Source organism: Rugamonas apoptosis (assembly GCF_014042355.1).
Lineage (GTDB): Bacteria > Pseudomonadota > Gammaproteobacteria > Burkholderiales > Burkholderiaceae_D > Rugamonas > Rugamonas apoptosis.
The window spans coordinates 252,241-278,582 of sequence record NZ_JACEZU010000006.1 but is presented as its reverse complement, the minus strand read 5'-3'; the positions used below and the strand labels follow the sequence as shown (position 1 = coordinate 278,582).

Annotated in this window: 11 protein-coding genes; 8 read left to right on the top strand and 3 right to left on the bottom strand. The window is 66.2% G+C overall.

Annotated elements, in window-relative coordinates:
- Positions 1-14 precede the first annotated feature (14 nt).
- The 6 genes from kdpD (at position 15) to H3H39_RS14015 (ending at position 22,005) form a co-directional block, all read left to right on the top strand.
- Positions 15-2,780, top strand: coding sequence for a two-component system sensor histidine kinase KdpD (kdpD, locus tag H3H39_RS14040; RefSeq protein WP_182154002.1), 2,766 nt, complete (start codon positions 15-17; stop codon positions 2,778-2,780).
- Positions 2,773-3,474 carry a two-component system response regulator KdpE gene (gene kdpE / locus H3H39_RS14035; protein ID WP_311196922.1) on the top strand — a complete coding sequence of 234 codons (702 nt, stop codon included), beginning with the start codon at positions 2,773-2,775 and terminating at the stop codon, positions 3,472-3,474. Before kdpD ends, kdpE begins: the two co-directional genes overlap by 8 nt.
- Before the next feature lie 406 nt (positions 3,475-3,880).
- Positions 3,881-5,707 carry a ShlB/FhaC/HecB family hemolysin secretion/activation protein gene (locus H3H39_RS14030; RefSeq protein ID WP_182154001.1) on the top strand — a complete coding sequence of 609 codons (1,827 nt, stop codon included), beginning with the start codon at positions 3,881-3,883 and terminating at the stop codon, positions 5,705-5,707.
- A 283-nt stretch (positions 5,708-5,990) separates the two neighbouring features.
- The gene (locus H3H39_RS14025) at positions 5,991-20,789 is read left to right on the top strand and encodes a hemagglutinin repeat-containing protein (protein ID WP_182154000.1); all 14,799 of its coding nucleotides are present in this window, start codon (positions 5,991-5,993) and stop codon (positions 20,787-20,789) included.
- The gene (locus H3H39_RS14020) at positions 20,786-21,667 is read left to right on the top strand and encodes a hypothetical protein (protein WP_182153999.1); all 882 of its coding nucleotides are present in this window, start codon (positions 20,786-20,788) and stop codon (positions 21,665-21,667) included. Before H3H39_RS14025 ends, H3H39_RS14020 begins: the two co-directional genes overlap by 4 nt.
- A 122-nt stretch (positions 21,668-21,789) precedes the next feature.
- Complete coding sequence (locus tag H3H39_RS14015) at positions 21,790-22,005, top strand: hypothetical protein (RefSeq protein ID WP_182153998.1); 216 nt, start codon at positions 21,790-21,792, stop codon at positions 22,003-22,005.
- Between the two features lie 721 nt (positions 22,006-22,726).
- Here the strand turns inward: H3H39_RS14015 and H3H39_RS14010 are convergent.
- From H3H39_RS14010 to H3H39_RS14000, 3 genes are read right to left on the bottom strand one after another with little or no spacing between them, the layout of a single operon-like run.
- A complete protein-coding gene (locus H3H39_RS14010) occupies positions 22,727-23,896 on the bottom strand; it encodes a vWA domain-containing protein (RefSeq protein WP_182153997.1) in 1,170 nt (389 codons plus the stop codon).
- 5 nt (positions 23,897-23,901) lie between these two features.
- On the bottom strand, positions 23,902-24,495 hold the full coding sequence (locus tag H3H39_RS14005) for a GNAT family N-acetyltransferase (RefSeq protein WP_229218031.1): 594 nt from the start codon (positions 24,493-24,495) through the stop codon (positions 23,902-23,904).
- An 11-nt stretch (positions 24,496-24,506) separates the two neighbouring features.
- Entirely contained in the window at positions 24,507-25,373 is an 867-nt protein-coding gene (locus tag H3H39_RS14000; RefSeq protein WP_182153995.1) for an AAA family ATPase, read from the bottom strand.
- A gap of 263 nt (positions 25,374-25,636) precedes the next feature.
- On the opposite strand from H3H39_RS14000, the gene H3H39_RS13995 reads away from it, so the two are divergent.
- Positions 25,637-25,963 (top strand): c-type cytochrome, encoded by a 327-nt coding sequence (locus H3H39_RS13995; RefSeq protein ID WP_182153994.1) that lies wholly within the window; start codon positions 25,637-25,639, stop codon positions 25,961-25,963.
- A gap of 11 nt (positions 25,964-25,974) precedes the next feature.
- A complete protein-coding gene (locus tag H3H39_RS13990) occupies positions 25,975-26,319 on the top strand; it encodes a c-type cytochrome (protein WP_182153993.1) in 345 nt (114 codons plus the stop codon).
- Positions 26,320-26,342 lie beyond the last annotated feature (23 nt).

Below are 26,342 nucleotides of genomic sequence, written 5' to 3'. Positions count from 1 at the left end.
TTCGATAGGTATCCATGTTTCCCAACGATAGCGAACGACCCGACCCGGACGCCTTGCTGGCGCAAGTGCAGGCCCAGGAACGCAAGGCGGCGCGGGGCAAGCTGCGCATCTATTTCGGCGCCTCCGCCGGTGTAGGCAAGACCTACGCCATGCTGGCGGCCGCCCGCAAGCTGCAGGCCGACGGCCAGCCTGTGCTGGTGGGCGTGATCGAAACCCACGGCCGCAGCGAGACGGCCGCCATGCTCGAAGGGCTGGACGTGCTGCCGCTGCGGCAGCTCGACTATCGCGGCAAGCAACTGGCCGAATTCGACATTGACGCGGCATTGGCGCGCCGCCCGCCGTTGATCCTGATCGACGAGCTGGCCCACTCCAACGCGCCCGGCTCGCGCCACCCCAAGCGCTGGCAGGACGTGGGCGAATTGCTGGACGCCGGCATCGACGTGCTCACCACCGTCAATGTGCAGCACCTGGAAAGCCTGAACGACGTGGTGGGCGGCATCACCGGCATCCGCGTGGCCGAGACCCTGCCCGACACCGTGTTCGACGAGGCCGACGAAGTGGTGCTGGTGGACTTGCCGGCTGACGAATTGCTGGCCCGCCTCAAGGGCGGCAAGGTGTACCAGCAACAGCAGGCCGAGCGCGCGTCGCAGAATTTTTTCCGCAAAGGCAATTTGATCGCGCTGCGCGAACTGGCACTGCGCCGCACGGCCGACCGTATCGAGGGCGACGTGCGCGCCTACCGGGTCGAGCAATCGATCGGCGATATCTGGAAGACGGGCGCTGCGTTGCTGGCCTGCGTCGGTCCCCGTCCCGGCGCCGAGCACACGGTACGCAGCACGGCGCGCCTGGCCAGCCAGCTGGGCACGGCCTGGCACGCCGTCTACGTGGAAACCCCGGCCCTGCAACGGCTGCCGGCCGGCGAACGGGAACGGATACTGAACACCCTCAAGCTGGCCGAAAGCCTGGGCGCCACCACGGCCGTGCTGTCGGGCGAGGATGTGGCGGCGGCCGTGGCTGACTACGCGCGCGGCCACAACCTGTCCAAGATCGTCATGGCGCGCCGCCAGCGCCGGCACCGCTGGCCAGCGCGCCATTCCCACCTGCGCCGCGTGGCCGAGCAGGCGCCCGAGATCGACCTGATCGAGATCGGCGCCCCGCGCCAGGATGAGCAGCCCGCGCCGCCCCGCGCCCGCGCCGACGCGGATGGCGACGGCGAGGAGGACGACAGCAAGCGCATGGCCGGCTACCTGTGGGCCGGCGCCGCCAGCCTGGCCACGGCGCTGCTGGCCACGCCCATGCTGGCCTACCTGGACCTGGCCAACATCGCCATGCTGTTCCTGCTGGCCGTGCTGCTGGTGGCGGTACGTTTCGGACGCGGCCCGTCCGTGGTGGCCACCTGCGTCAGCGTGGCCTGTTTCGACTTCTTCTTCGTGCCGCCCCGCTTCACGTTCGCCATCTCCGACCTGCAATACCTGGTCACCTTCGCCGTCATGCTGGCCGTGGGCCTGATCACGGGCCACCTGACGGCCGGCCTGCGCTTCCAGGCGCACGTGGCGTCGCGCCGCGAGGCCCGCTCGCGCGCGCTGTACGAGTACGCGCGCGAGCTGTCCGGCGCGCTGCAGACGGAGCAGATCTTCGAGATCACCCAGCGTTTCATCCAGAGCGCGTTCCGGGCCCGCGCCACGCTGCTGGTGCCGGACGCCGGCGGCCGGCTCAAGCTGCCGCCGCAAGACCCGTCCGATGCCGCCGCCATGGCCCACATGGCCGTATTCGACGCCGGCATCGCCCAGTGGGCGTTCGACCACGCCGAATGCGCAGGCCTGGGCACGGACACGCTGCCGGCCAGCCGCATCTTCTACCTGCCGCTGGTGGCGCCCATGCGCACCCGCGGCGTGCTGGCCATCCAGCCCGAGCACCGGCGCTGGATCATGGTGCCGGAACAGCGCCAGCACCTGGACACCTTCGCCACCCTGGCCGCCATCGCGCTGGAGCGGGTGCACTACATCGAAGTGGCGCAGGACGCGCTGGTGAACATGGAATCGGAACGGTTGCGCAATTCGCTGCTGGCGGCCCTGTCGCACGACTTGCGCACGCCGCTCACGTCACTGGTGGGCATGTCCGAATCGCTGGCCGGCTCGCGCCCGCCGCTGGCGCCGCCCCAGCTGGCGCTGGCCGACGCGCTGCACGACGAGGCGCGCCGCATGAGCGCACTGGTGTCCAACCTGCTCGACATGGCCCGCATCCAGAGCGGCGATGTGACCTTCAACCTGCAATGGCAACCGCTGGAGGAGGTGGTGGGCAGCGCGCTGCGCGTGAGCGGGGCTCAACTGGCGGCGCACGTGGTGGCCACCCGGCTGGCGCCGGACTTGCCGCTGCTGCGTTTCGACGCCGTGCTGATCGAGCGTGTGCTGTGCAACCTGCTGGAGAACGCGGCCAAGTACACGCCGCCCGGTTCGCACGTGACGGTGGCCGCCGAACCGCGCGGCACTTGGGTGGACGTGATGGTCTATGATGACGGACCCGGTCTGCCGCACGGCCGTGAGGAAGCCATCTTCGAGAAATTCACGCGTGGTGAACGGGAATCAGCCAAGCCGGGTGTGGGATTGGGGCTGGCCATCTGCCGCGCCATCGTCGAAGCCCATGGCGGCAAGATCAATGCCGCGTCATCGCCGGCCGGCGGCGCGGCCTTCGTGTTTTCGCTGCCCGTGGGCAGCCCGCCGCCGTTGCCCGAGCCGGAACCAGAACCAGAACCAGAACGACCAGGACTCACCGATGAATGAACCGATGCCGATCGCGCTGTTGGTCGAGGATGAACCGCAGATCCGCCGCTTCGTGCGCGGCGCGCTGGAGGACGAGGGCTGGCTGGTGCACGAGGCGGTCACGTTGCAGCGCGGGCTGATCGACGCCGGCACCCGCAAGCCGGACCTGGTGGTGCTGGACCTGGGCCTGCCCGACGGCGATGGCGTGGACTTGATCGCCGACCTGCGGAAATGGTCGGCCGTGCCGGTGATCGTGCTGTCGGCCCGTGCCAACGAGGCCGACAAGATCCGCGCGCTCGACGCCGGCGCCGACGATTACCTGACCAAGCCGTTCGGCGTGGGAGAGCTCTTGGCGCGGGTGCGCGCCACATTGCGCCGCCAGCGCCAGCCGGCCGCCGCCGGCAATGCGGGGCCGGTGCGCTTTGGCGCGGTGGAGGTGGATTTGCCGAACCGGCGCGTGACCCGCGACGGCCAGCACGTGCACCTGACGCCGACCGAATACAGGTTGCTGGCGGTATTGGTGGCCAACGCCGGGCGCGTGATGACCAATCCCCAGCTGCTGCGTGCCGTGTGGGGCCCGTCGCAGGCCGAGAACGGTCACTACCTGCGCATCTACATGGGCCACCTGCGCCACAAGCTGGAGGACGACCCCACCCAGCCCCGTTACCTGTTGACGGAAACGGCCGTCGGCTACCGGCTGCAACTGCCGGCCTGACGCCCGGCCTGACGCCGCGTGTAGCCCGGCCCAGCCACAGCCTCCCGCCGCGCGCGTGTAGCACAGCGCTGCCCGGATAAATCTCTCCAACCGTCACAAAATTAGCGAATCGCCCATCTTTATTTTCAAAAAACTTTTGTATCCGTGTGGAAATATTTATTACACTTGGTTATAATATTTTCGCTAATTGCTGTTTTTGCATTGATCGATGACCTTGCGTTATCCCGCGCGCCGCACCCGCCATCCTGGCAGGCCGGCGGCCGGTGATGACGCCTGCATCCACCACGCCAGCAGCAGTACAAATGCTTGCCTGATCCCTGATCGGGACCGCATCGCTTGCGATGTCTCCGGGCAGGTATGGCCGCCACTGGCCGTCGCCGCTTTTCTCAACAATCAGAGGACACCCATGTATCAGCTTCCCGTGCCGCGGGACGGCCTGGCGGCGCGCACCCGCGCCGGCCGCAGGCCCGCGCGCACCCCGTCGTTTGCGGCTCCGGCCACGGCCACGCGTGCCGGTCTCGCATGCCGCCTGGCGCTGGCGCTGGCGCTGGCTGCCTGGCCGGCGGCGCGCGCCTGGAGCCAGGCGATATCGCAGGAGGCGGCGGCCAACCAGGAAGCGCTGCGCGAGCAAGAGCGGGCCCGCGCGCTGCGCGAGCAGTTCGAACGCCAGCCCGAAGTGCGCTTGCCGACGGGCGCAGGCCCGTCCGATGGCGGCCGTCTGCGCTTCGATGAATCGCCCTGCTTTGTCATCGGGCACATGGTGCTGGAGGGGGAGGCCGCCGCACGCTTCCAGTGGGCGCTGGCGGCGGCAGGCGTGGCGCAGACGGGCCAGCCGGACAACCCGCTCGGCCACTGCCTGGGGGCGCGGGCCATCGACCAGGTGCTGCAGCGCGTGCAAAACGCCATTCTCGCGCGCGGTTACGTCACCACCCGGGTGCTGGTGGCGCCGCAGGACTTGAGCGGTGGCACGCTCAAGCTGACGCTGATCGCGGGGCGGGTGCGCGCCATCCGCACCTTGCCCGGCAGCGGCGCGCGCGCCACGTTGTGGAACGCGATCCCGGTCGCGCCGGGCGAGCTGCTTGACTTGCGCGCCGTCGAGCAGGGGCTGGAAAACTTCAAGCGCGTCCCGACGGCCGATGCGGACATCCAGATCCTGCCGGCCGAGGGCGCGGGCGCGGGCCCGGGCGACAGCGACTTGGCCGTCCTGTGGCGGCAAGGCTGGCCACTGCGGGCCAGTCTGTCCCTGGACGACTCCGGCAGCGCCGCTACCGGCAAATACCAGGCGGCGATGACGATTTCCTACGATCACCCGTTGGCGCTGAACGATCTGTTCTTCATCAGCGTCAATCACGCCCTGAGCCACGCCCAGTCCAGCGGGCAGGGTGCCACCGCCCATTATTCGCTGCCCTACGGCCGTTGGCTGCTGGGGGCCACGGCCGCCCACAACCGCTATCGCCAGTCGGTGCCGGGCGCGTTCCAGGCCTATACCTACAGCGGTGAGAGCAAGAATGGCGACCTTAAGCTGGCACGCGTGGTGTACCGCGACGCCGTCAGCAAAAGCACGGTATCGCTGCGGGGCTGGGCCCGTTCATCGCGCAATTTCATCGACGACACGGAAGTGGCAGTCCAGCGCCGCCGCATGGCCGGCTGGGAAATGGGCCTCGAACAGCGCGCCACCATCGGCCCGGCGACGCTGGAACTGCACCTCAATTACCGCCGTGGGACGGGCGCCTGGCACGCCCAGCGGGCGGTCGAGGAGGCGCGCGGCGAGGGCACGTCGCGCTTCGGCCTGATCGCCACCGACGCCACCATCGGCGTGCCGTTCACCGTGGCCGGGCAGCAGTTGCGCTACCAGGGTGCTTGGCGCAGCCAGCACAACCGCACCACTCTGATCGCGCAAGACCGGTTCGCCATCGGCGGCCGTTATACGGTACGCGGCTTCGACGGCGAGAACAGCTTGGTGGCTGAACGGGGCTGGCTGTTGCGCAACGAAATCGGCGTACCGCTGGGCGCGTCGGCGCAGGAACTGTATGTGGGCCTGGACCATGGCGAAGTAGCGGGACCATCCAGCGCGAACCTGGTGGGCAAGCGCCTGACGGGCGCGGTGCTGGGGCTGCGCGGCCAGTGGCGCACGCTGCAGTTCGACGGCTTCGCCGGCGCCCCCGTGCGCAAGCCGCCGCCGTTTCGCACTGCCCGTCGCACGGCCGGCTTTTCGATCAACGTGAATTATTAGGAGGAGCGCCATGTCATCGACAGCTTGCAACATCACCGCGCCCGCGCTCGGCCTGTCCGGCCATAGCGAGGCGGAAGTGCTGGGCGCCGCCACGTGGCTGTGGCTGCATTCCGCGCGCCACCGCGAATAGCCTTTAATGGCGCCGAACCAGACCTTGCTGGCGCCCTTGAAAGCCCAGCAATACATCCTGGTGGTGGCGCGACTGGCCTTTTGGCCCGCTGGCCGCCGCTTGAACTTCGTCTGAGTTGTTATCGATTGCATCCACTCTTAAACCAGAACGCATATGAATAAGCACCTGTACCGCATCATCTTCAATGAACGCCGTGGCCAGCTGATGGTCGTGGGGGAGAACGCTAGCGTGCCGGGCAAGGCGGCCAGCGGTGGCGGCGATGCGGCGCCAGCGGGCCAGGCGTGCCATCGGCAGGGGGTGACGGCGGCGTTGCGGCCCTTGTGGCTGGCCCTGTCGAACGCGCTGGGCATGGTGGCCTTGCTGGCCGTCCCGGTCCACGCGCAAATCGTGGCCGATCCCAACGCGCCCGGCAAGCAGCGTCCGACCGTGCTGCAAACGTCGAGCGGCGTGACACAGGTGAATATCCAGACGCCCAGCGCGGCTGGCGTGTCGCGCAACACCTACGTGCAGTTCGACGTGACGGACAAGGGCGCCGTGCTGAACAACAGCTATCGCGACGTGCAAAGCCAGCTCGGCGGTTGGGTGCAGGGCAATCCATGGATGCAGCGCGATGCCGCGCGCGTGATCCTCAACGAAGTCAACGCGAGCGACCCCAGCCAGCTGCGCGGCTTCGTGGAAGTGGCCGGCCCCCGGGCCGAGGTGGTCATCGCCAATCCGGCCGGCGTGCACGTCGATGGCGGCGGCTTCATCAATGCCAACCGGGTCACCATCACCACCGGCCTGGCGCAAATGAATGACGGCGTGCTGACCGGCTACCTGGTGCAGCGGGGCGCCGTGACGGTCGGCGGCCGCGGGCTGGACACGACGCAGGCCGACTATACGGCCATCCTGGCGCGCGCCGTGCAGTTGAACGCGGGCATCTGGGCCAAGGAGCTGCAGGTGGCAGTCGGCGCCAACCGCATCGACCTGGCGCCGGACGCGGCGGTGGCCATGACGCCGGCGGCCGGCATGGGGCCGGCGCCCCTGTTCGCGCTCGACGTGGCACAGCTGGGCGGCATGTATGCAGGCAAGATCACCCTGATCGGCACCGAGGCCGGCCTGGGCGTACGCAACGCCGGCACCCTGGCCAGCAGCGCCGGCGAGCTGGTACTGCAGGCTAACGGTTGGCTCAGCAATAGTGGCAGCTTGCGCGCGGCCGGGCCCAACGCGGCGCTACGCGTCGCCGCCGCCGGTGACATCGACAACAGCGGCACCATCTATGCCGACGGCGACACCGCGCTCACCGGCGGCGCCAACATCACCAGCAACGGCACCATCGCGGCCCAGGGCGATACCACGCTGTTGGCCAACGGCGCCGCCTCGCGCATTGAGGCCGGCACTGGCGCCTTGCTGGGCGCCGGCGTCGGCGGGAACGGCAAGCTGGGCACGACGGGCCAGTTGCGGGCCACGGCCGCCGAGGCCGTCGCCCTGCACGGCACTGTGGCCGCCGGCGCCGGCATCGCGGTCACGGCGCGCCAGCTCGACCTGTCGGCCGCGCAACTGTCGGCCGCGCAGATGGCGCTGAGCGCGACGGCTGGCGATCTCGACGCCAGCCGCGCCACCGTCGCCACGCCGGGCGCGCTGGCGCTGGGCGCCACCGGGACCGTGCGCACGGACGGCGCCCAGGTGGCGGCGTCCCGGTTGAGCATCGCGGCCCACGACCTGTCCAATATGGGAGGGCATATCGCCCAGTCCGGCACTGACGACTTGACGCTGGCGCTGCCGGGCACCTTCGATAACCGGCAAGGCTACCTGGGCAGCAACAGCGGCAATCTCACGCTGGAGGCGGCCAGCTTGCTCAACACGGACGGCAAGCTCGAACATGCGGGCGATGGCGCGTTGGCCATGACGGTCGCCACCCTGAGCGGCCAGCGCGGCCACATCGCCGGCAACGGTAGCATGACCATCACGGCCGGTGCGATCGACCAGCGCGGCGCCACGCTGGCCGCGCGCGCCATCGCGATCACGGCCGCCAGCCTGGACAATAGTGGCGGCGCCATCAGCCAGACCGGTACCGGGCTGGCCACGGTGCAAACGACCCGCAGTCTCGACAACAGCGCCGGCCACATCGAGAGTAATGGCGGCCTTAGTATCAGCGCCGATGGCTTGCAGAACGGGCATGGCCGGATCGCCGCCGCCGGCGACGCCAGCATCGCCACCAGCGGCGTGGACAACGCCGGCGGCGCCATCATCGCGGGCACCACGCTGACCGTGCAGGCGGCTGATGTGCGCAATCAGCAGGGCAGCCTGCAAGCCCTGAGCGGAGATACCACGCTGCGGGTGGCCAAGCTCGACAACACTGCCGGCAATGTGTACGCGGGCGGCAAGCTCGACACGATGGCCGCCAGCGTCACCAACAGCGGCAGCCTGTATGCGGCCGGCGACCAGAGCCTGGCCGCCAGCGGGGCGCTGGTCAACACTGGCGTGATCGCGGCGCAGGGCCACACCACACTCAGCGCCGACAGCGTCGAGAGCGGCGCGGCCAGCGTGCTGGGCGCGGGCGTGAAAGCGGATGGCAGCCTGGCGCGCGCGGGCGACCTGCGCGTGACGGCGCGGCAGGAACTGGCGGCCCATGGCCAAAACCTGGCCGTGGGCGACGCCATTCTCAGTGGCAAGACGGTGGACCTCAGCGGCGGCCAGACCAGCGCCACCGACCTCGCGCTGAGCGCCGGCGGCGGCGACGTCACCACCAGCAATGGCACGGTGACGGCGTCCGGCACGCTGGCCATCACGGCGGCGCGGAGCCTGGCCAACGCGCATGGCAGCTTGAGCGCCGGCCAACTGGTGGCGCAAGTGGCCAGTCTGGACAATACGCAAGGCGCCATGGTCCAGACTGGCGGCGGCGATACCTCCATCGTGCTCAGCGCGCCGGACGGCATCATCAACAACACCCAGGGCCGGATCGCCGTCAACAGTCACAATTTGACGCTGGCGGCGGGCACGCTGAACAACACGGACGGCAGGATAGAACACGCCGGCACGGGGACGCTGGTGATGAGCGCCGCGAACCTGGTCGATGCCCGCGGCCAGATCAGGAGCAATGGCGCGCTGGGCATCGACGCGGGCGACTTCAACCATGATGGCGCCAGCACCAGTGCCCGCAATCTGTCCGTGCAGGCCAACAGTCTGAGAAACCGGTACGGCCACTTGTTGCAAATCGGCGATGGCGGCATGTCGGTGAGTGTCGCGGGGCGCTTCGATAACGCCGGCGGCGACGTCGCCGCCAACGGCACGCTGCATGTGCAGGCCGGCTCGCTGGACAACGGCGATGGCGGCATCACGTCGGCCGCCGCGGCCGATGTGACCAGCCATGGAGCGCTCAACAACAGCGGCGGTGTCCTGGCCGGCGCGTACGGGCTGAACGTCGCCGCTCAGGGACTCGATAATTCCGGCGGCAAGATACAGGCCGCCAGCGGCGCGGTGTCGCTGCAGGTGGCAAACTTGCTCAACAGCCATGGCACGGTCAGCGCGGGCACGGATTTGCTGGCCCATGCCACGGGTGATGTGAACAACGACGGCTTGCTGTACGCGGGCCGCGACCAGACCTTGCAGATCGGCGGCAGCTTCATCAACACCGGCGCGGCCGCCGCGCAAGGCAATACGACCATCACGGCGGACAGCGTGCAAAGCAGTACCGGCAGCCTGCTGGGCGCGGGCGTGCGCGCCAACGGCAGCCTGGTGGGGAACGGCAGGCTGACGGTGACGTCGGTCCACGCCTTGCTGATGAACGGCAACAACATCGCCGGCGGCGACGCGCTGTTGGGCGGGACGTCGGTGGACTTGAGCGGCAGCCAGACCAGCGCCGCCAATCTCACCATCTCGGCCAGCGGCGGCAGTGTGCGCACCGTCAGCGCCAACGTCAGCGCGACCGGCACACTGAGCGTGACGGCCGCATTGCCCACGCAAGTGCTGGACAACACGCAAGGCAGCCTGAGCGCGGGACAATTGGCGCTCAACGTGGCCAATCTGAACAACAATCACGGCGCCATCGTCCAAAGCGGCGCTGGCGACACGGCGATCAGGCTGAGCGCGCCCGGCGGAACGCTGGACAATACGGCTGGCCGCATCGCCGTTAACAGCGGCAACCTGACCCTGGACGCGGGCGCGCTGCTCAACACGTCCGGCAAGATCGAGCATGCGGGCGCCGGCACGTTCGCGCTCCATGCCGCCACCCTGGGCGACCAGCATGGCCAGATCACCAGCAATGGCGACTTGCGGATCACGGCCGGCGACATCGACCACCGCGACGCCAGCACCAGCGCGCAGCGTGTCGTCATCGCGGCCGACAACCTCGACAACCGGGCCGGCCAGATCGCCCAGCTCGGCGGCGGCCAAGGCGCCATCACGGTCGGCGGCACGCTGGATAACGGCGGCGGCAAATTCGACAGCAACGGCGACACCGCCATCCACACCGACCAGCTGCGCAACAACCAGGGCCGCATCGCCACTGCCGGCGCCGCCACCATCGTGGCGAGCGGCGTGGACAATGCCGGCGGCGCCATCCTGGCCGGTACCCAGCTGACGCTGCACAGCGGCGACGTGGACAACACGGCGGGTACCTTGCGGGCCGTGACCGGCGACGCCGCGCTGCATGTGGCGAATCTGAACAACACGGCCGGCGTCATCTACGCCGGCGGCCAGCTCGACACGGTGGCCGCCAGCGTCGTCAACAGCGGCAGCCTGTACGCGGCCGGCAACCAGAATCTGACCGTGGCCGGCGCGCTCGTCAACAGCGGCGTGATCGCGGCTCAGGGCAATACAACGCTCAGCGCCAACAGTGTGGACAGCAGCGCGGCCAGTCTGCTGGGCGCGGGGGTGAAGGCGGACGGCAGCCTGGCCCCGGCGGGCGACCTGCGCGTCACCACCACGCAAGCCACGATCTCCCATGGCCAGAACCTGGCCGCCGGCCAGGCCGTGTTGGCGGGTGCGACGGTGGACGTAAGCGGCAGCCAGACCAGTGCCGCCCAGATCGCGTTGACGGCCAATGGCGGCAACGTCAGCACCAGCAACGCGGTGGTGACGGCGGCCGGCACGCTGGCCATCACGGCCAGCCAGACCCTGGCCAACGGCCACGGCATGCTGAGCGCCGGACAACTGGTGGCGCAGGTGGCCGGGCTGGACAACACGCAAGGCACGATCCTGCAGACGGGCAGCGGCGACACCACCATCATACTGACCGCCAGCGATGGTGTGCTCGACAATACCCGCGGCCGCATCGCCGTCAACAGCGGTAATCTGACCCTGGCCGCCGGCACGCTGGTCAACACGGACGGCAAGATAGACCATGCGGGCGGCGGCACGCTGGCCATCACCACCAGCGGCGCGCTGGACGACGAGCGCGGCCAGATCACCGGCAACGGCGGCTTGCGCATCCAGGCCGGCGACTTCATGCACGACGGCGCCACCACGCTGGCCGGCGACTTGAGCGTGCAGACCAACAGCCTGAGCAACCATGGTGGCCACCTGCTGCAAAGCGGCGCGGGCGGCATGACGCTGGGAGTGACGGGGCAACTCGACAACGCCAGCGGCGAAATCGCCGCCAATGGCGTACTGCAGGCGCGGGCCGGCACGCTGGACAACAGTCATGGCCGCATCACGTCGGCCGCCTCGGCCGGCGTGACCAGCCTGGGGGCGTTGAACAATAGCGACGGCACCCTGGGCGCCGCCCATGCCTTGAACGCGGACGTCCAGGCGCTCGACAATACGCGGGGCCTGCTGCAGGCCGGCGACGGCGCCATGGCGGTGAACGCGGCCAGCCTGCTCAACAGCCAGGGCACGGTCAGCGCGGGCACGGATTTGACGCTGCGTATCACGGGCGAGGTGCGCAACGACAGCGTGCTGTACGCGGGCCGCGACCAGACCATACAGGCGGGCGGCGCCGTCATCAACACGGGATCGACCGCCGCGCTGGGCAACCTGACGATCGCGGCCGACAGCGTGCAAAGCAGCGCCGGCAGCTGGTTGGGCGCGGGCATCCATGCCGACGGCAGCCTGGCACAAAGTGGCAAGCTGACGGTGACGGCGACCCATGCCATGCAGGCGAACGGCAACAACGTGGCGGCCGGCGACGCGCAACTGAGTGGCGCCGCGGTCGATCTGGCCGGCAGCCAGACGGGCGCGGCCAACATCGCCATCACGGCCAGCGGCGGCGACGTGCGCACCGCCCAGGCCAGGATCGGCACGGCCGGTACGCTGAGCATGACGGCAGCGGCCGCCGCCACCCAGACGCTGGACAACACGCAAGGCAGCCTGGTCGCGGGGCAACTAGCGCTCAACGTGGCCAACCTGAACAACGGCCACGGCGTCATCGCCCAGAGCGGTGGTGGCGACACCACGCTCAACCTGAGCGCACCGGCCGGCACCCTGGACAACACGGCTGGCCGCATCGCCTTCAACGGCGCCAACGTGACCGTGGGCGCGGGCACGCTGATCAATCAGGATGGCAGGATAGAGCATGCCGGCGCCGGCACCCTGGCCATGACGGCCGGCACGCTGCAGGACCAGCGCGGCCAGATCGTCGGCAACGGCGCACTGCGCATCACGGCCGGCGACATCGACCACCGCGACGCCAGCACCACCGCCCAGCGCATCGCGATCACGGCGGCCAATGTGGACAACCGGGGCGGCCAGTTCGCCCAGCTCGGCAACGGGCAGGGCAGCATTGTGGCCAGCGGCGCGCTGGACAACCGTGGCGGCCAGGTCGACAGCAATGGCGACCTGGCGCTGGGTGCGGTGTCGCTGAACAACAGTGCAGGCCACATCGTCGCCGTCGGCAACGCCAGCGTCACCGCCGGCACGGCGCTCAACAACGCAGGCGGCCTGGTCGCCGCCGGAGCCAACCTGACGTTGCAAGGCGGCAGCGTGGACAACAGCCATGGCAGCCTGCAAGCCGTGGCCGGTAACGCCGCGCTGCACGTGGCGAATCTGAACAACACGGCCGGCGTCATCTACGCCGGCGGCCAGCTCGACACGGTGGCCGCCAGCGTCGTCAACAGCGGCAGCCTGTACGCGGCCGGCAACCAGAATCTGACCGTGGCCGGCGCGCTCGTCAACAGCGGCGTGATCGCGGCCCAGGGCAATACAACGCTCAGCGCCAACAGTGTGGACAGCAGCGCGGCCGGTCTGCTGGGCGCGGGGGTGAAGGCGGACGGCAGCCTGGCCCCGGCGGGCGACCTGCGCGTCACCACCACGCAAGCCATGATCTCCCATGGCCAGAACCTGGCCGCCGGCCAAGCCGTGTTGGCGGGTGCGACGGTGGACGTAAGCGGCAGCCAGACCAGTGCCGCCCAGATCGCGTTGACGGCCAATGGCGGCAACGTCAGCACCAGCAACGCGGTGGTGACGGCGGCCGGCACGCTGGCTATCACGGCCAGCCAGACCCTGGCCAACGGCCACGGCACGCTGAGCGCCGGACAGCTGGTGGCGCAAGTGGCCGGGCTGGACAACACGCAAGGCACGATCCTGCAGACGGGCGGCGGCGACACCGCCATCGTGCTGCGTGCGCCCGGTGGTACGCTGAACAATAGCCAGGGCCGCATCGCTGTCAACAGCGGCAACCTGACCCTGGGCGCGGGCACGCTGATCAACACGGACGGCAGGATAGAACACGCGGGCGGCGGCACGCTGGCCATCAACGCGGCCAACGTCAGCGATGCGCGCGGCCAGATCACGGGCAACGGCACCCTGGCCATCACGGCCGGCAATATCGACCACACCAACGCCAGCACCGTGGCCCAGCAGCTCACGATCGCGGCGGGCAATCTCGATAACCGCCAGGGCAGCTTGACCCAGCTGGGCGCCGCGCATGCCAGCATCGCCGCCAGCGGCACGCTGGACAACCGGGGCGGCGTGATCGCCAGCAATGGCGACACGACAGTCGCCACGGGCGCGCTCGACAATCGCGGCGGCGTGGTGCAGGGGGCCAGTGCGGGCACCCTGGCCGTGAGCGCTTCGGGCACGCTCGACAACAGTGCCGGTGGCCGCATCGCATCCGCCGGCGACCTCGCGCTGAACGGCGGCGACATCGCCAACCAGCACGGCGAGGTCAGCGCCGGCGGCACGCTGAGTGTCGCCGCCGCGCAGGGCATCCACAATGGATCGGGCTTGCTGGCCGCGAACGGCGATGCGACGCTGACGGCCAATGTGCTGGACAACACGGCAGGCAAGCTCGCTTCCGTGCACGGCAATGTGAACGTGAGCACCTCCGGCGCCACCGTCAACGATGGCGGCGTGATCCAGGCGGAGGCTGACATCGCGCTGCGCAACGGCGGCTTGAGCAACACGCAAGCGTCCGGTTCCGGGGCCGCCGGCGCCATCGTCGGCGTCAACGTCGTCATCGACAGCCATGGCCAGGCGATCAACAACCGGCTTGGTACGGTCGCCGCCAGCCAGGCACTGGATGTGCATGGCGGCGCGTTGAACAATGACGGCGGGCTGCTGCAGGCCGCCACCACGCTGGCGCTCGATACGGGCAGCGCGGCGCTGACCAACACCAACGCGGCGGCCTATGGGACGCAGCATGCCGGCAGCGTGGGCGGCATCGTCAGTGGCGGCGCGGCCACCCTGCATGTGGGCGACTGGAACAACGCGGGCGGCTGGTTCGGCGCCGGCGGCGCCGTCACCGGCAGCACCGGCCGCATCAGCAACACGCTGGCCGGGCAACTTGTAGGCAAGTCCAGCGTCAACTTCGCCATTACCGGCCTGGACAACCAGGGCGGGAAAATCCAGACCGAGGGCGACCTGACGCTGCAGGCCGGCGCGGGCACCATCGACAACCGCCACAGCCTGATCCGTTCAAACGGCGCCATGAACCTGAGCGCGGCGCAGATCGACAACCGCGACACGCAAGGCGCCAACCAGGGGATAGAGGCGAAGAACGTCAGCCTGAAGGCGGGCGTCATGAACAACGTGGGCGGCGCCATCCGGGCCGACCAGGATGTGACCGTCACCAGTGGCGCCAGCGTCGACAACAGCGGCGGCCTGATGAGCGCAGGCGGCAAACTGAACCTGGCCGACGCCGGCGCCAGCCGGGCGCTGACCGTCACCAACACGGGCGGCACCCTGATCGCCACCCAGTTGACGGGCATCCGCGCGGCCAGCATAACGTTCGACGGCCGCCTGCTGTCGCTGGCCGACCTGACGCTGGACCTGAGCGGCGGCTACAGCCAGGGCGCGGGTGGCGAGCTGACCACCAACGGCAACGCCACCCTCGTGCTGGGCGGCGACTTGCAAAACGCGGGTACCTTGCGCGCCGGCGGCACGCTGGCCATCACGGCGGCCAATATCGAGAACACGGCTAGCGGCGACATCCACGCCGCCACCACGCGGGTCAGCGCGACCGGCGTGTTGAACAACCATGGCGTGATCGACGGCGGCACCACGGAAGTGGATGCGGGCACGCTCAACAACCTGGGTACGGGGCGCATCTATGGCGACCATCTGAGCATAGGCGCGGGCACCCTCAACAACAACGTCGAAGGCGGCGTCGCCGCCACCATCGCCGCCCGGGGCCGGCTCGACATCGGCGCCCAGACGATCAACAACATCGAGCATGCGCTCATCTTCAGCGGTGGCGACCTGGCCATCGGTGGCGCGCTCGGCGCGGGCGGCATCGCCAGTGGCCAGGCCAGCGTGGTCAACAACGCCAGCGCCAGTATCGAAGCGTTGGGCGGCATGAGCCTGGCGGCCAGCCAGGTCAACAACCTGAACAATCATTTCACGCTGAGCATGGACACCGCCAGCGTGACGGCCGTGACGGAATATCAGGGCAACAGCAGCAAGGGCATCAGCTATCCGTCGCCGCGCTATCTGGCCGGCACACCCGGGGTGTACACCTATATCGACGAGTCGCTGCACCTGTGGACCACGGCCGGCTATGGCGACTGGTGGGGCGACTATGACGACTTCACGCAGTACGACTATACCCGCAGCACTCGCAGCTCCGTCGTCGCCAGTTCGGACCCGGGCCGCATCGTGGCCGGCGGCAACCTGTCCATCGCGGCCGGCACCGTGTTCAACAGCAACAGCCACATCCTGGCCGGCGGTGCGCTGGCCATTGCGGGTAACCTGACCAACGACGCCACACAGGGCCAGCGCATCACCAGCGACAGCGGCACTGCCACCCATTACTGGCGCATCCACAAAAGCGGCACCGACGACACGGGTAGCGCCAGCACGGCCTATGCGCCGCCAGACACGATTGAAACGATCACGGTGAGCGCGGAACGGCATGAAGGCAACGTCGCACCCGACCAGATAGCGGCTGCGCCGGGGGGCGCGGCGGCCGTCAGCGTCACTGGCGCCACCAGCGCGGCCGGCCGGGCCGGCGCGACGATCAGGCAGGCGGCCATCGTCATGGCGGGCGCCAGCGTGGATGGCGTGGACGCGGCCGGCGGGCAGCAAGCGGCGGGTGCCGCCGGCGCGGGCGGCTTGAACGGCAGCCAACGCACCGGCAACGCGGGCCAGGCGGCCAGCGTCGCGGCCGCCACCGGCGCCCAGGCGGCGGCCAGCGCGACGTCCGATGCGCCCGCCGCCGGCGCGGCCGTGGACGTGCGCTATGCCGGCGCCGGTGTCGCCGCGCGGCATGCGGAAGCCGCCGCCGGCGCCGCCGGACTTGATGGTACGGCGCGCGCCGGCCAAGCGGGCCAGGCCGGCAGTGTGGGCGTGGCCAGCGGTACGCACGCCGCCACCGCCGTTGTGGCCCAGGGTCCCGATCACGTGGGCCTGGCCGTTGGCGCCGCTGTGCATACGGGGCCCACAGGCGCCGCTGGTGTGGTCCAATCCGCCACCGGAGCCAGTGGCCCCGACGCGGCGCATGTGGGACGCATCGAACAGGGCCAGGGCGCGCACGCGACCGGCGGCGCGCAAGTGGTGCGCGCGGGCACGCCGGCCACGCGCCTCCCCAGCGCCAGCCTTTACCGCGTCAATCCGTCGTCCACGTCCCACTACCTGGTCGAGACCGACCAGCGCTTCGCCGGCCATGATAATTGGCGCAGCTCGGACTACATGCTGGCATCCGTGCAAGTGGCGCCGGACGTGACGCAAAAACGCCTCGGCGACGGCTTCTATGAACAAGGGCTGGTGCGCGACCAGGTGGCGCAGCTGACGGGCCGCCGTTTCCTGGGCGACTACACCAGCGACGACGCGCAATACAAGGCCCTGATGGATGCCGGCGTGGCCTACGCCAAGCAGTGGAACCTGCGTCCCGGCGTGGCCTTGACGCCGGCCCAGATGGCGGCCCTGAGCAGCGACATCGTGTGGCTGGTGGAACAGGACGTGACGCTGGCCGACGGCTCGGTGCAGAAAGTGCTGGCGCCGCAAGTGTATGTGCGGGTCAAGCCGGGCGACCTCGATGGCGGCGGCGCGCTGTTGTCGGGCAAGGACGTGGACGTGCACTCCACGGGCGACCTGCTCAACAGCGGCACCATCGCCGGGCGCGAGGTGGTCAAGCTGACGGCCGACAATGTGCAGAACCTGGGCGGACGCATCCACGGCGACGCTGTGGCGGTGGCAGCCAGGACGGACTTGAACGACATCGGCGGCACCATCGCCGCCAACAGCGCGCTGGTGGCCAAGGCCGGGCGCGACATCAATATCGAAACCACCACCCAAAGCGCGGCCAGCGCCGTGGGCGGCAACAGCTTCAGCCGCATCACCATCGACCGCGTGGCCGCGCTGTACGTGACGGGCGACGGCGCCACCGGCGGCGGCACGCTGGTGGCCAAGGCCGGGCGCGACCTCAAGCTGCAGGCGGCCCAGCTCGGCAACGGCGGCCAGGATGGCGCCACAGCCCTCGCGGCCGGGCGCGACATCGCGCTGGGCACGGTGACGACAGCCAGCGCCAACAACCTGATCTGGGACGCCAACAACTTCCGCCACGACAGCGCCTCGACCGAGGTGGGCAGCCAGATCCAGGCCACGGGCGCCATCGCCCTCAAGGCCGGCGCCGACATCAAGCTGCGCGCGGCCGACCTGCAGGCCGGCGGCGCCCTGAGCGCGCAAGCCGGCAACAACCTCGACATCACGGCCGGCGTGGCCACGCAGAAGACCGACGTGGCGACCCAGCACATGGACACGGGCTTCCTGAAGAAAACGCTGGTGACCACGCGCGACACGCGCGACAGCAGCAGCGCCGTGGGCAGCAGCCTGGGCGGCGCCACGGTGGCGCTGGGCGCCGGACACGACCTGGCGGTGCAAGGTTCGACCGTGGTGGGCGACCATGGCACGGCGCTCACGGCCGGCAACGACGTGCGCATCACGGCGGCCACGGAAACGCTGAGTACGACGGCCTACCACAGCGAGCAGGAGCATGGTTTCCTGAGCGGCGGCGGCTTCGGCATCAGCTACGGCACCCGCACCACCACCACCGACCGCGCCCAGGACGCCACCACGCAAAGCGGCCAGGCGCGCAGCACGGTGGGCGCCACCGATGGCAACCTGACGGTGACGGCCGGCGAGGGCTTGCACGTGAGCGGCAGCGACCTGGCCGCCACGCAGGATATGAACCTGAGCGGCAAGAACGTCGTGATCGACCCCGGTCAAGACGCCAGCAAGGGCAAGTTCACGCTGACGCAAGTGCAGGACGGTTTCACCTTAGCCGTGAGTAGTTCGGTGGTGTCCGCGTTGCAGGCGCTGGACGGCGCCAGCAAGGCGATCGGCAACACCAAGAATGCGCGGGTGCAGGCACTGGCGGCGGCCACGGCGGCCATGGCGGGCATGGCGGCCAAGAACGCGGCGTCGGACCTCGCCAAGAACGGCGTGAGCGTGAGCGTGAGCCTGACGGCGGGCCACTCCGAATCGCAGCAGACGCAAACGACGGCCAGTGTGAGCAATAGCGGCAGCGCGCTCACGGCCGGCGGCGATCTGACCATCAGCGCCACGGGCGGCGGCAAGGATAGCAATATTACCGTGCTCGGCAGCGACCTGAGCGCCAAGGGCGACGTCAAGCTGAAGGCCGACAACGCCGTCAACCTGCTGGCGGCGCAAGACACGGAAAGCCAGCACAGCGAAAGCAAGAGCATGAGCGCGGCGGCTGGGGTGGGCGCGACCATCGGCACCAAAGGCACCTCGTTCGGCTTCACGGCCAGCCTGAGCGCGGGCCGGGGCAAGGAGGATGGCGAAGGCACCACGCAACTGAACAGCCATGTGACGGCGGGCCAAAAGCTCGACATCGTCAGCGGCGGCGACACCAACCTCAAGGGCGCCGTGGCCAGCGGCCAGCAAGTGGTGGCCAACGTGGGCGGCAACCTGAACCTGGAAAGCCTGCAGGACACGGCCAAGTTCGACAGCAAGAACCAGAGCCTCAGCGTGAGCGGCTCGGTGGGCGTGGGAGCCAGCATCAGCGGCAGCGTCAACCAGAGCAAGATCCACAGCGACTACGCCAGCGTGCAGGAGCAAAGCGGCATCCAGGCCGGCGATGGCGGTTTCCAGCTCAAGGTGGGCGGCAACACGGACTTGAAGGGCGCCGTGATCAGCAGTACGAAGGATGGGATCGACAAAAATGTTCTGATCACAAGCACGTTGACGCAGAGCGATATCCAGAATCAATCATTCGCGGAGGCGAGCTCGGCTGGGGTGAGCGGGGGTGTGAGTTTTGGGGGCACCAGCGGGAAGAAAGAGGGGAGCGACAAAGCTACCAGTGGCACGGGTGATGCGGACTCCAGTAAAAAAGTCGCGGATGGAACTGCTGCTGAAACCAAACCATACAAGACCGAGCTTGCAAATTATGGTGGCGGGGCTAATCCGTGGGACAGCAAATACGAAGCCGGCAAGGCGCTGCTGGGCAATGCTATGAACAATGGCTCGGAATCAAACAGCTCGGCAGGAACGACACGCAGCGCGATCAGCAATGGCGTGATCACCATTACGGATGGCCAAAAGCAGCTGGCATTGACTGGTCATGATCAGCAGGCGACGATCACGGCGCTCAGTCGTGAGACGCAAACGGCCAATAACACGGTGCAACAGCAGGATTACAATACCTTGGCTTTGGAGGCAAAAACTGTGCAGGACGCGAAGAATGCCTTGTTTAAGGAAGCCACGGCATACACCGATCAAGCGCATGAGGTGATGTTCAAGAAGGACAACATACTGTATACCGTAACCTGTACAGTTTCACGAGAGGAGTGCGTATCCGATCCAAGTAAGGTGACAATTACAAAAGTCGAAAAGGGCGATGAGAAGACTGCCATTAAAAATGCCGGCGTCATCGCGGTCAATGGTATTCTGAATGAGTTAGGCCGCGCTGGGCAATTGGCTTACCAGAACGTGCCTGTCAACTCTAATTCTGAAAAACCTGACTCTATTCTTTTGATGCATATTGAAAAACCGGCATCTTCGTTTAGCGATATATTGGTGGCTGGCTATGAGAAGTTGCTCGCCCCGGTATTTGGTTATACAAACGCTGATGTTAATTATGCAAATATTATAAAAGACAAGGGGCAGGATAAAATGGTCGCTCTTGGACATAGCCGAGGAACTATCGTGCAGGTTAATTCATTTGATATTCTGCATGACCAAGGATTTGTAAATGAAAAACTAATTGCCGTTGGTGTTGGCGGCGGTGTGTTGGCAAATAGCTACTTTGAATCTGCTGCAAGCATCAATAATGCGAAAACCGATTCTAAAACAATGAAGGTATCATATACTTATATGGCCAACGACCCAGTGCCAGTGCTTGCTGGATTGAATGGAATATTTGGACCTGGTAAATTGATTGATTCTGTCATTGAGTTCGGGAATGTTTATAATAATAGCAATAGTGCGCATAGCTGTTACGGAAGTGGTGCAAATGGGTGTGTGACAATTGCAGACCCGCTTCCGTTTGGTCAATTACCAACTAATCAGAATAATTCCAATGTAATTAGATATATCAACAACGTGCTGCAGAAGAATGTTAGCTTGAGTGGAAAATGAGAAATATAATATTTATCGTAATAGTTTTGCTCTATCTTCCTGCTTGCCATGATTTGCCAAGTAATATACTTTACGTTAATGGCGTTCCGAGCATGCCAAGGAATTCAAATACGATATATCAATATAAATTTCGCTTTTTGGAACGTTGGCGCATTGGTTTTTCATGGTTCGATCATGAACCAAATCTTTCTGAGTTGCATGGATGTAATTTTGAAAGTAATCAATTGAAAGGAATCGCTGGCTTGCAGTCGTTGTCAGAAGAAAGTGAAGGTCCACTTTGGCAATGGCATGGTACAGTGGTGCAGCCAACAACGCTTAATAAAAATCGAAAAGAAGTGATGTTTCTTATAGGCGGGGATATAGACAATGGCTCAGATTTTTATACTGTCGGAATTTATAAGAATGGAAAATTTGAGCGTTTTGATAACTATTGCGAGGATGCTTTTCTCTCAGAGAAGGTGGGTGCTACTCTAAAGATTGTAAAAGCGAATCCACTGAAAGGAACTGATAAATGGTTCGAGAATTCTGAGCAGCTAACGATAAATGGATTGAACTGGTCTGTAAATAGGAGATGGGATTCGCCTCGAAATAAAAACGGCGTATTCACTGTGGAGTTGTGGGTGTTGAAAATTCCGGATACGCCCTATTTGATGGCAATGGAAATGAAAGCATGGGTGAAGGGGGGGGAGCAATCGCAGTCAGACGAGTTTAACAAGAAACGGGCTGTGTTTCAGGATATTGTAAAATCCGTCACGCTAGAGCCTATTACTCCACTTGTCGATCAAGAAAAAATAATGCTAAAAGAAGAATGCCGGCGACCTATTCCGGAATCAATGGCGACCTGTAAATTTAATCGAGGTAGTCTCCTCGTGAAGTAAGACTGCATAACACAATGCGGAGTCGGGCTCCCGAGTCGGGGTCAGGTCGCGCAAAGCGCCCGGAATTCAACTAGGAACTTTTGTTTTCAATAGTTGGCGCTTTTTGATTTCATATCGGCACGGTGCGCGCCGGTCACGCTGGCCAGCCCGGCAACGTCGAGGTGGCCAGCGGCCAGCAGGCCGCCACCGCCGTCGCTGCACAGAGCCTCCATCACGTGGACATCACCGTCGCCGCCAATGTGCTGGCCGGCCCGACGGGCGCGGCCAGCGCGGTCAAGGCCGCCACTGGAGGCAGTGGCCCCGACGCGGCGCATGTGGGGCGCATCGAACAGGGCTAGGGCGCGCACGCGACCGGCGGCGCGCAAGTTGTGCGCGTGGGCATGCCGGCCACGCGCCTCCCCAACGCCAGCCTTTACCGCGTCAATCCGTCGTCCTCGGCCCACTACCTGATCGAGACCGACCAGCGCTTCGCCGGCTATGATAAATGGCGCAGCTCGGATTACATGCTGGCATCCGTGCAAGTGGCTGTCCGCGCCAAGGGCGACCTGCTCAACAGCGGCACATCACCGGGCGCGAGGTGGTCAAGCTGGCGGCCGACAACGTGCAGAACCTGGGCGGACGCATCCACGGTGACGCCGTGGCGGTGGCCGCCAGGACGGACTTGAACGACATCGGCGGCACCATCGCCGCCAACAGCGCGCTGGTGGCCACGGCTGGGCGCGACCTCAAGCTGCAGGCGGGCCAAGTCGGCAAAGGCGGTCAGGAAGGCGCGACTTCGCACCAAAGTGTGCAGGAGCATGGCTTGCTGAGCGGTGGCGGTGGATTCGGCATCAGCTACGGCACCCGCACCACCACCACCGACCGCGCCCGGGACGCGAGCACGCAAAGCGGCCAGGCGCGCAGCACGGTGGGTGCCACCGACGGCAACCTGACGGTGATGGCCGGCGCCGGCTTGCACGTGAGCGGTAGCGACCTGGCCGCCGCGCAGGGCGGAGCGGGGCACGGCACGGCCTGGCCTGGCCTGGCCTGGCCGCTATTTCGCCCCCTCCCAACCTTCGTTTATTTGCTCAGCGTGCGCATGGCCCGTTCCAGCCCTTCCATCGTCAGCGGGAACATACGGTTGTTCATCAACTGGCGGATGATGGAGACGGACTGGCGGTACTGCCAGATGCCTTCCGGTTCCGGATTGAGCCACACGAACTTGGGGAAGGCGTTGGTGAAGCGGGCCAGCCATTCCGATCCCGCCTCCTCGTTGTTGTACTCCACCGAGCCGCCCGGCTGCAGGATCTCGTAGGGACTCATGGTGGCGTCGCCGACGAAAATGAGCTTGGTGTCCGGCGGGTACTTGCGCAGCACGTCCCAGGTGGCGAAGCGTTCCGCGTGGCGGCGCCGGTTGTTCTTCCACAGGTGGTCGTACACGCAATTGTGGAAGTAGAAGAACTCCATGTTCTTGAACTCCGTCTTGGAGGCCGAGAACAGTTCTTCCGTGCGCTCGATGTGGTCGTCCATGGTGCCGCCCACGTCGAACAGCATCAGCACCTTGACCTTGTTCTTGCGCTCGGGGCGCATCTTGATGTCGAGGTAGCCGGCGTTGCTGGCCGTGGCGCGGATGGTGGCGTCGAGCGCCAATTCCTCCTCGGCCCCTTCGCGCGCGAACTTGCGCAGGCGGCGCAGCGCCACCTTGATGTTGCGCGTGCCCAGTTCGCGTTCACCGTCGTAATCCTTGTAGGCGCGCGCTTCCCACACCTTGACGGCCGTGCGGTTGCCGCCCTTGCCGCCGATGCGCACCCCTTCCGGGTTAGTGCCGCCGTTGCCGAACGGGGAGGTGCCGCCCGTGCCTATCCACTTGCTGCCGCCTTCGTGGCGCTCCTTCTGTTCCTTGAGCAGTTCGGCCAGCCGGTCCATCAGCTTGTCGTAGCCGAATTTCTCCAGCTGGGCCATCTGCTCGTCGCTCAGCTCGCGCTTCATGCGCTGCACCAGCCATTCCAGCGGGATGGCGCTGTTGGTCTCGAAGGCGGCGTTGATGCCCTTGAAGTACTGGGCGAAGGCGCGGTCGAACTTGTCGAAGTGGGCTTCGTCCTTGACCAGCGTCAGGCGCGACAGATAATAGAAGTCGTCCATCGACGGCGCGATGACGTTCTTCTGCATCGCTTCGAGCAGGGTCAGGAATTCCTTGATCGTGACGGGGATCTTGGCGTCCTTGAGGGTGAAGAAGAAATCGATCAGCATGATGGTCAGCGCCCTCCGCCCTGCTGCAGCTTGTAGTGCAGGTGGGCTTTGATTTCCGGCCACTCGCCGCGCACGATGCTGTACATGACGGTGTCGCGCACGGTGCCGTCGCGGCGCAGCGCGTGGTGGCGCAGCACGCCGTCACGTTTGGCGCCCAGCCGTTCGATGGCGCGCTGCGAGGTGTGGTTGAAGTTATCGGTGCGCAGGCCGACCACGGCGCAGCCCAGCGTGTCGAACGCGTGGCCCAGCATCAGCAGTTTGCAGGTGGTGTTGACGTGGCTGCGCTGGCGGCTGCGCCCATACCAGGTGTAGCCGATCTCGGTGCGGTCCAGTTCCGGCACGATGTCGTGGAAACTGGTGGTGCCCATCACGGCGCCGCTGGCCGCGTCGATCACGGCGAACGCCAGCCGCGATGGCCGCATGGCGATGGCCTTGTCGATATAGGCGTCGGTCTGCTCCGGCGTGGGCACGGAGGTGATACGCAGCTGCCATAGCTCACCGTCGGCGGCGGCCGCGCGCAAGCCGTCCGCGTGGTGCGGCGCCAGCGGCTCGAGCCGCACGCCGTTCCACTCCAGCGTAACGGGGAGGGGTGATTGCAACGCGGCGTTCATCAGCGGTTGGCCCGCGCCATGTACACCAGGCGCTCGAACAGGTGGATGTCCTGCTCGTTCTTGAGCAGGGCGCCATGCAGCGGCGGCACGATGGTCTTGGCGTCCTGGCTGCGCAGGGCTTCGGCCGGGATGTCCTCGGCCATGAGCAGCTTGAGCCAGTCGAGGAATTCGGAGGTGGATGGCTTTTTCTTCAAGCCCTGGACTTCGCGCACCTCGTAGAAGGTCTGCAGGGCCTGGGCTAGCAGTTCGCGCTTCAGGTTGGGGTAGTGCACGGCCACGATCTGCTCCATCGTGTCGCGGTCGGGGAATTTAATGTAGTGGAAGAAGCAGCGGCGCAGGAAGGCGTCCGGCAATTCCTTCTCGTTGTTGGAGGTGATGATGACCAGTGGGCGGTGCTTGGCCACCACCATCTCGCGCGTCTCGTAGACGTAGAATTCCATGCGATCGAGTTCGCGCAGCAGGTCGTTGGGGAATTCGATATCGGCCTTGTCGATCTCGTCGATCAGCAGCACCACCGGTTCGGGCGCCGTGAAGGCCTGCCACAGCACGCCCTTGACGATGTAGTTGTGGATGTCGCGCACGCGCTCATCGCCCAGTTGCGAATCGCGCAGGCGCGACACGGCGTCGTATTCGTACAAACCTTGCTGGGCCTTGGTGGTGGACTTGATGTGCCATTGCATCAGCGGCATGTTGAGCGCGGCCGCCACTTCCTCTGCCAGCATGGTCTTGCCGGTGCCCGGTTCGCCCTTGATCAGCAGCGGGCGTTGCAGCGTGAGCGCCGCGTTGACGGCCAGTTTCAGGTCGTTGGTGGCGACGTAGTTGTCGGAACCCTCGAAGCGCGGGGCGGGTGCTTGGTTGGCGTGCATGGGTGGCGATCTCACTATGGATAAGGGGATGGACGCTGCGTGTCGCAGAATTTATCGTTGAAGTATAAGGCAGTTCACTAGAGGCCGCCCTCAAAGCGGGGTGGGAATAATGCGCCACGCCTAGCGAAGATCGGCCGGTTTGTCCATGATTCTTGATAGACTATGGAAACATTCTTGAGTTAGAATCGCTGATTGATAGTGCAAAAGTTAAGTTTTGCGCTTGGGCTGTATCCGATTCCTATTGATTACTTAGCCACCACACCATGAAAAAAATCTACGCACTTCTCGTGCTTGCAGGTTTCGCCCACGCCGCCTCGGCTGCCGACATCGTAGGGAACGCCCAGGCCGCTCCCGCCAAAATCGAAATGTGCATCGGCTGCCACGGCATCCCCGGTTACAAGGCGACCTTCCCCGAAGTGTTTCAGGTGCCCATGATTGGTGGCCAATCGGCCAAGTACATCGAGAACGCGCTCAAGGCCTACCAGAAGGGCGAGCGCAAGCATCCTTCCATGAAGGGTATCGCGAGCAGCCTGTCGGAACAGGACATGGCGGACGTGGCGGCATACTATTCCCAGCAAACGGCGAAATAAGGACTGAACCGATGAAAAAACTGATCACCGCCCTGTTCTGCTCCGCCGTCTCGCTGTCGGCCCTCGCCAGCGGCAATATCGACGCCGGCAAGGCCCTGACGGAAAAATACAGCTGCTTCGCTTGCCACGGCAAGGATTTCAACACCCCCATCGACCCCAGCTATCCCAAGCTGGCTGGCCAGCACAAGGATTACCTGGAACACGCGCTGACGGCCTACAAGCGTGGCGATGGCGCCAACGGCCGCGGCAACGCCATCATGGGCGGCCAGGTCAAGGCGCTCAGCAACCAGGACATCAAGGACCTGGCCGCTTACCTGCACAGCCTGCCTGGCTCGCTGTCCACGCCGCACCGCTAAGCCGCCCTCCGGGGGCAGCAAAT

Coding starts and splice junctions, on each gene's coding strand:
- kdpD (WP_182154002.1), top strand. CDS start 15: ATGTTTCCCAACGATAGCGAACGACCCGACCCGGACGCCTTGCTGGCG.
- kdpE (WP_311196922.1), top strand. CDS start 2,773: ATGAATGAACCGATGCCGATCGCGCTGTTGGTCGAGGATGAACCGCAG.
- H3H39_RS14030 (WP_182154001.1), top strand. CDS start 3,881: ATGTATCAGCTTCCCGTGCCGCGGGACGGCCTGGCGGCGCGCACCCGC.
- H3H39_RS14025 (WP_182154000.1), top strand. CDS start 5,991: ATGAATAAGCACCTGTACCGCATCATCTTCAATGAACGCCGTGGCCAG.
- H3H39_RS14020 (WP_182153999.1), top strand. CDS start 20,786: ATGAGAAATATAATATTTATCGTAATAGTTTTGCTCTATCTTCCTGCT.
- H3H39_RS14010 (WP_182153997.1), bottom strand. CDS start 23,896: ATGCTGATCGATTTCTTCTTCACCCTCAAGGACGCCAAGATCCCCGTC.
- H3H39_RS14000 (WP_182153995.1), bottom strand. CDS start 25,373: ATGCACGCCAACCAAGCACCCGCCCCGCGCTTCGAGGGTTCCGACAAC.
- H3H39_RS13995 (WP_182153994.1), top strand. CDS start 25,637: ATGAAAAAAATCTACGCACTTCTCGTGCTTGCAGGTTTCGCCCACGCC.
- H3H39_RS13990 (WP_182153993.1), top strand. CDS start 25,975: ATGAAAAAACTGATCACCGCCCTGTTCTGCTCCGCCGTCTCGCTGTCG.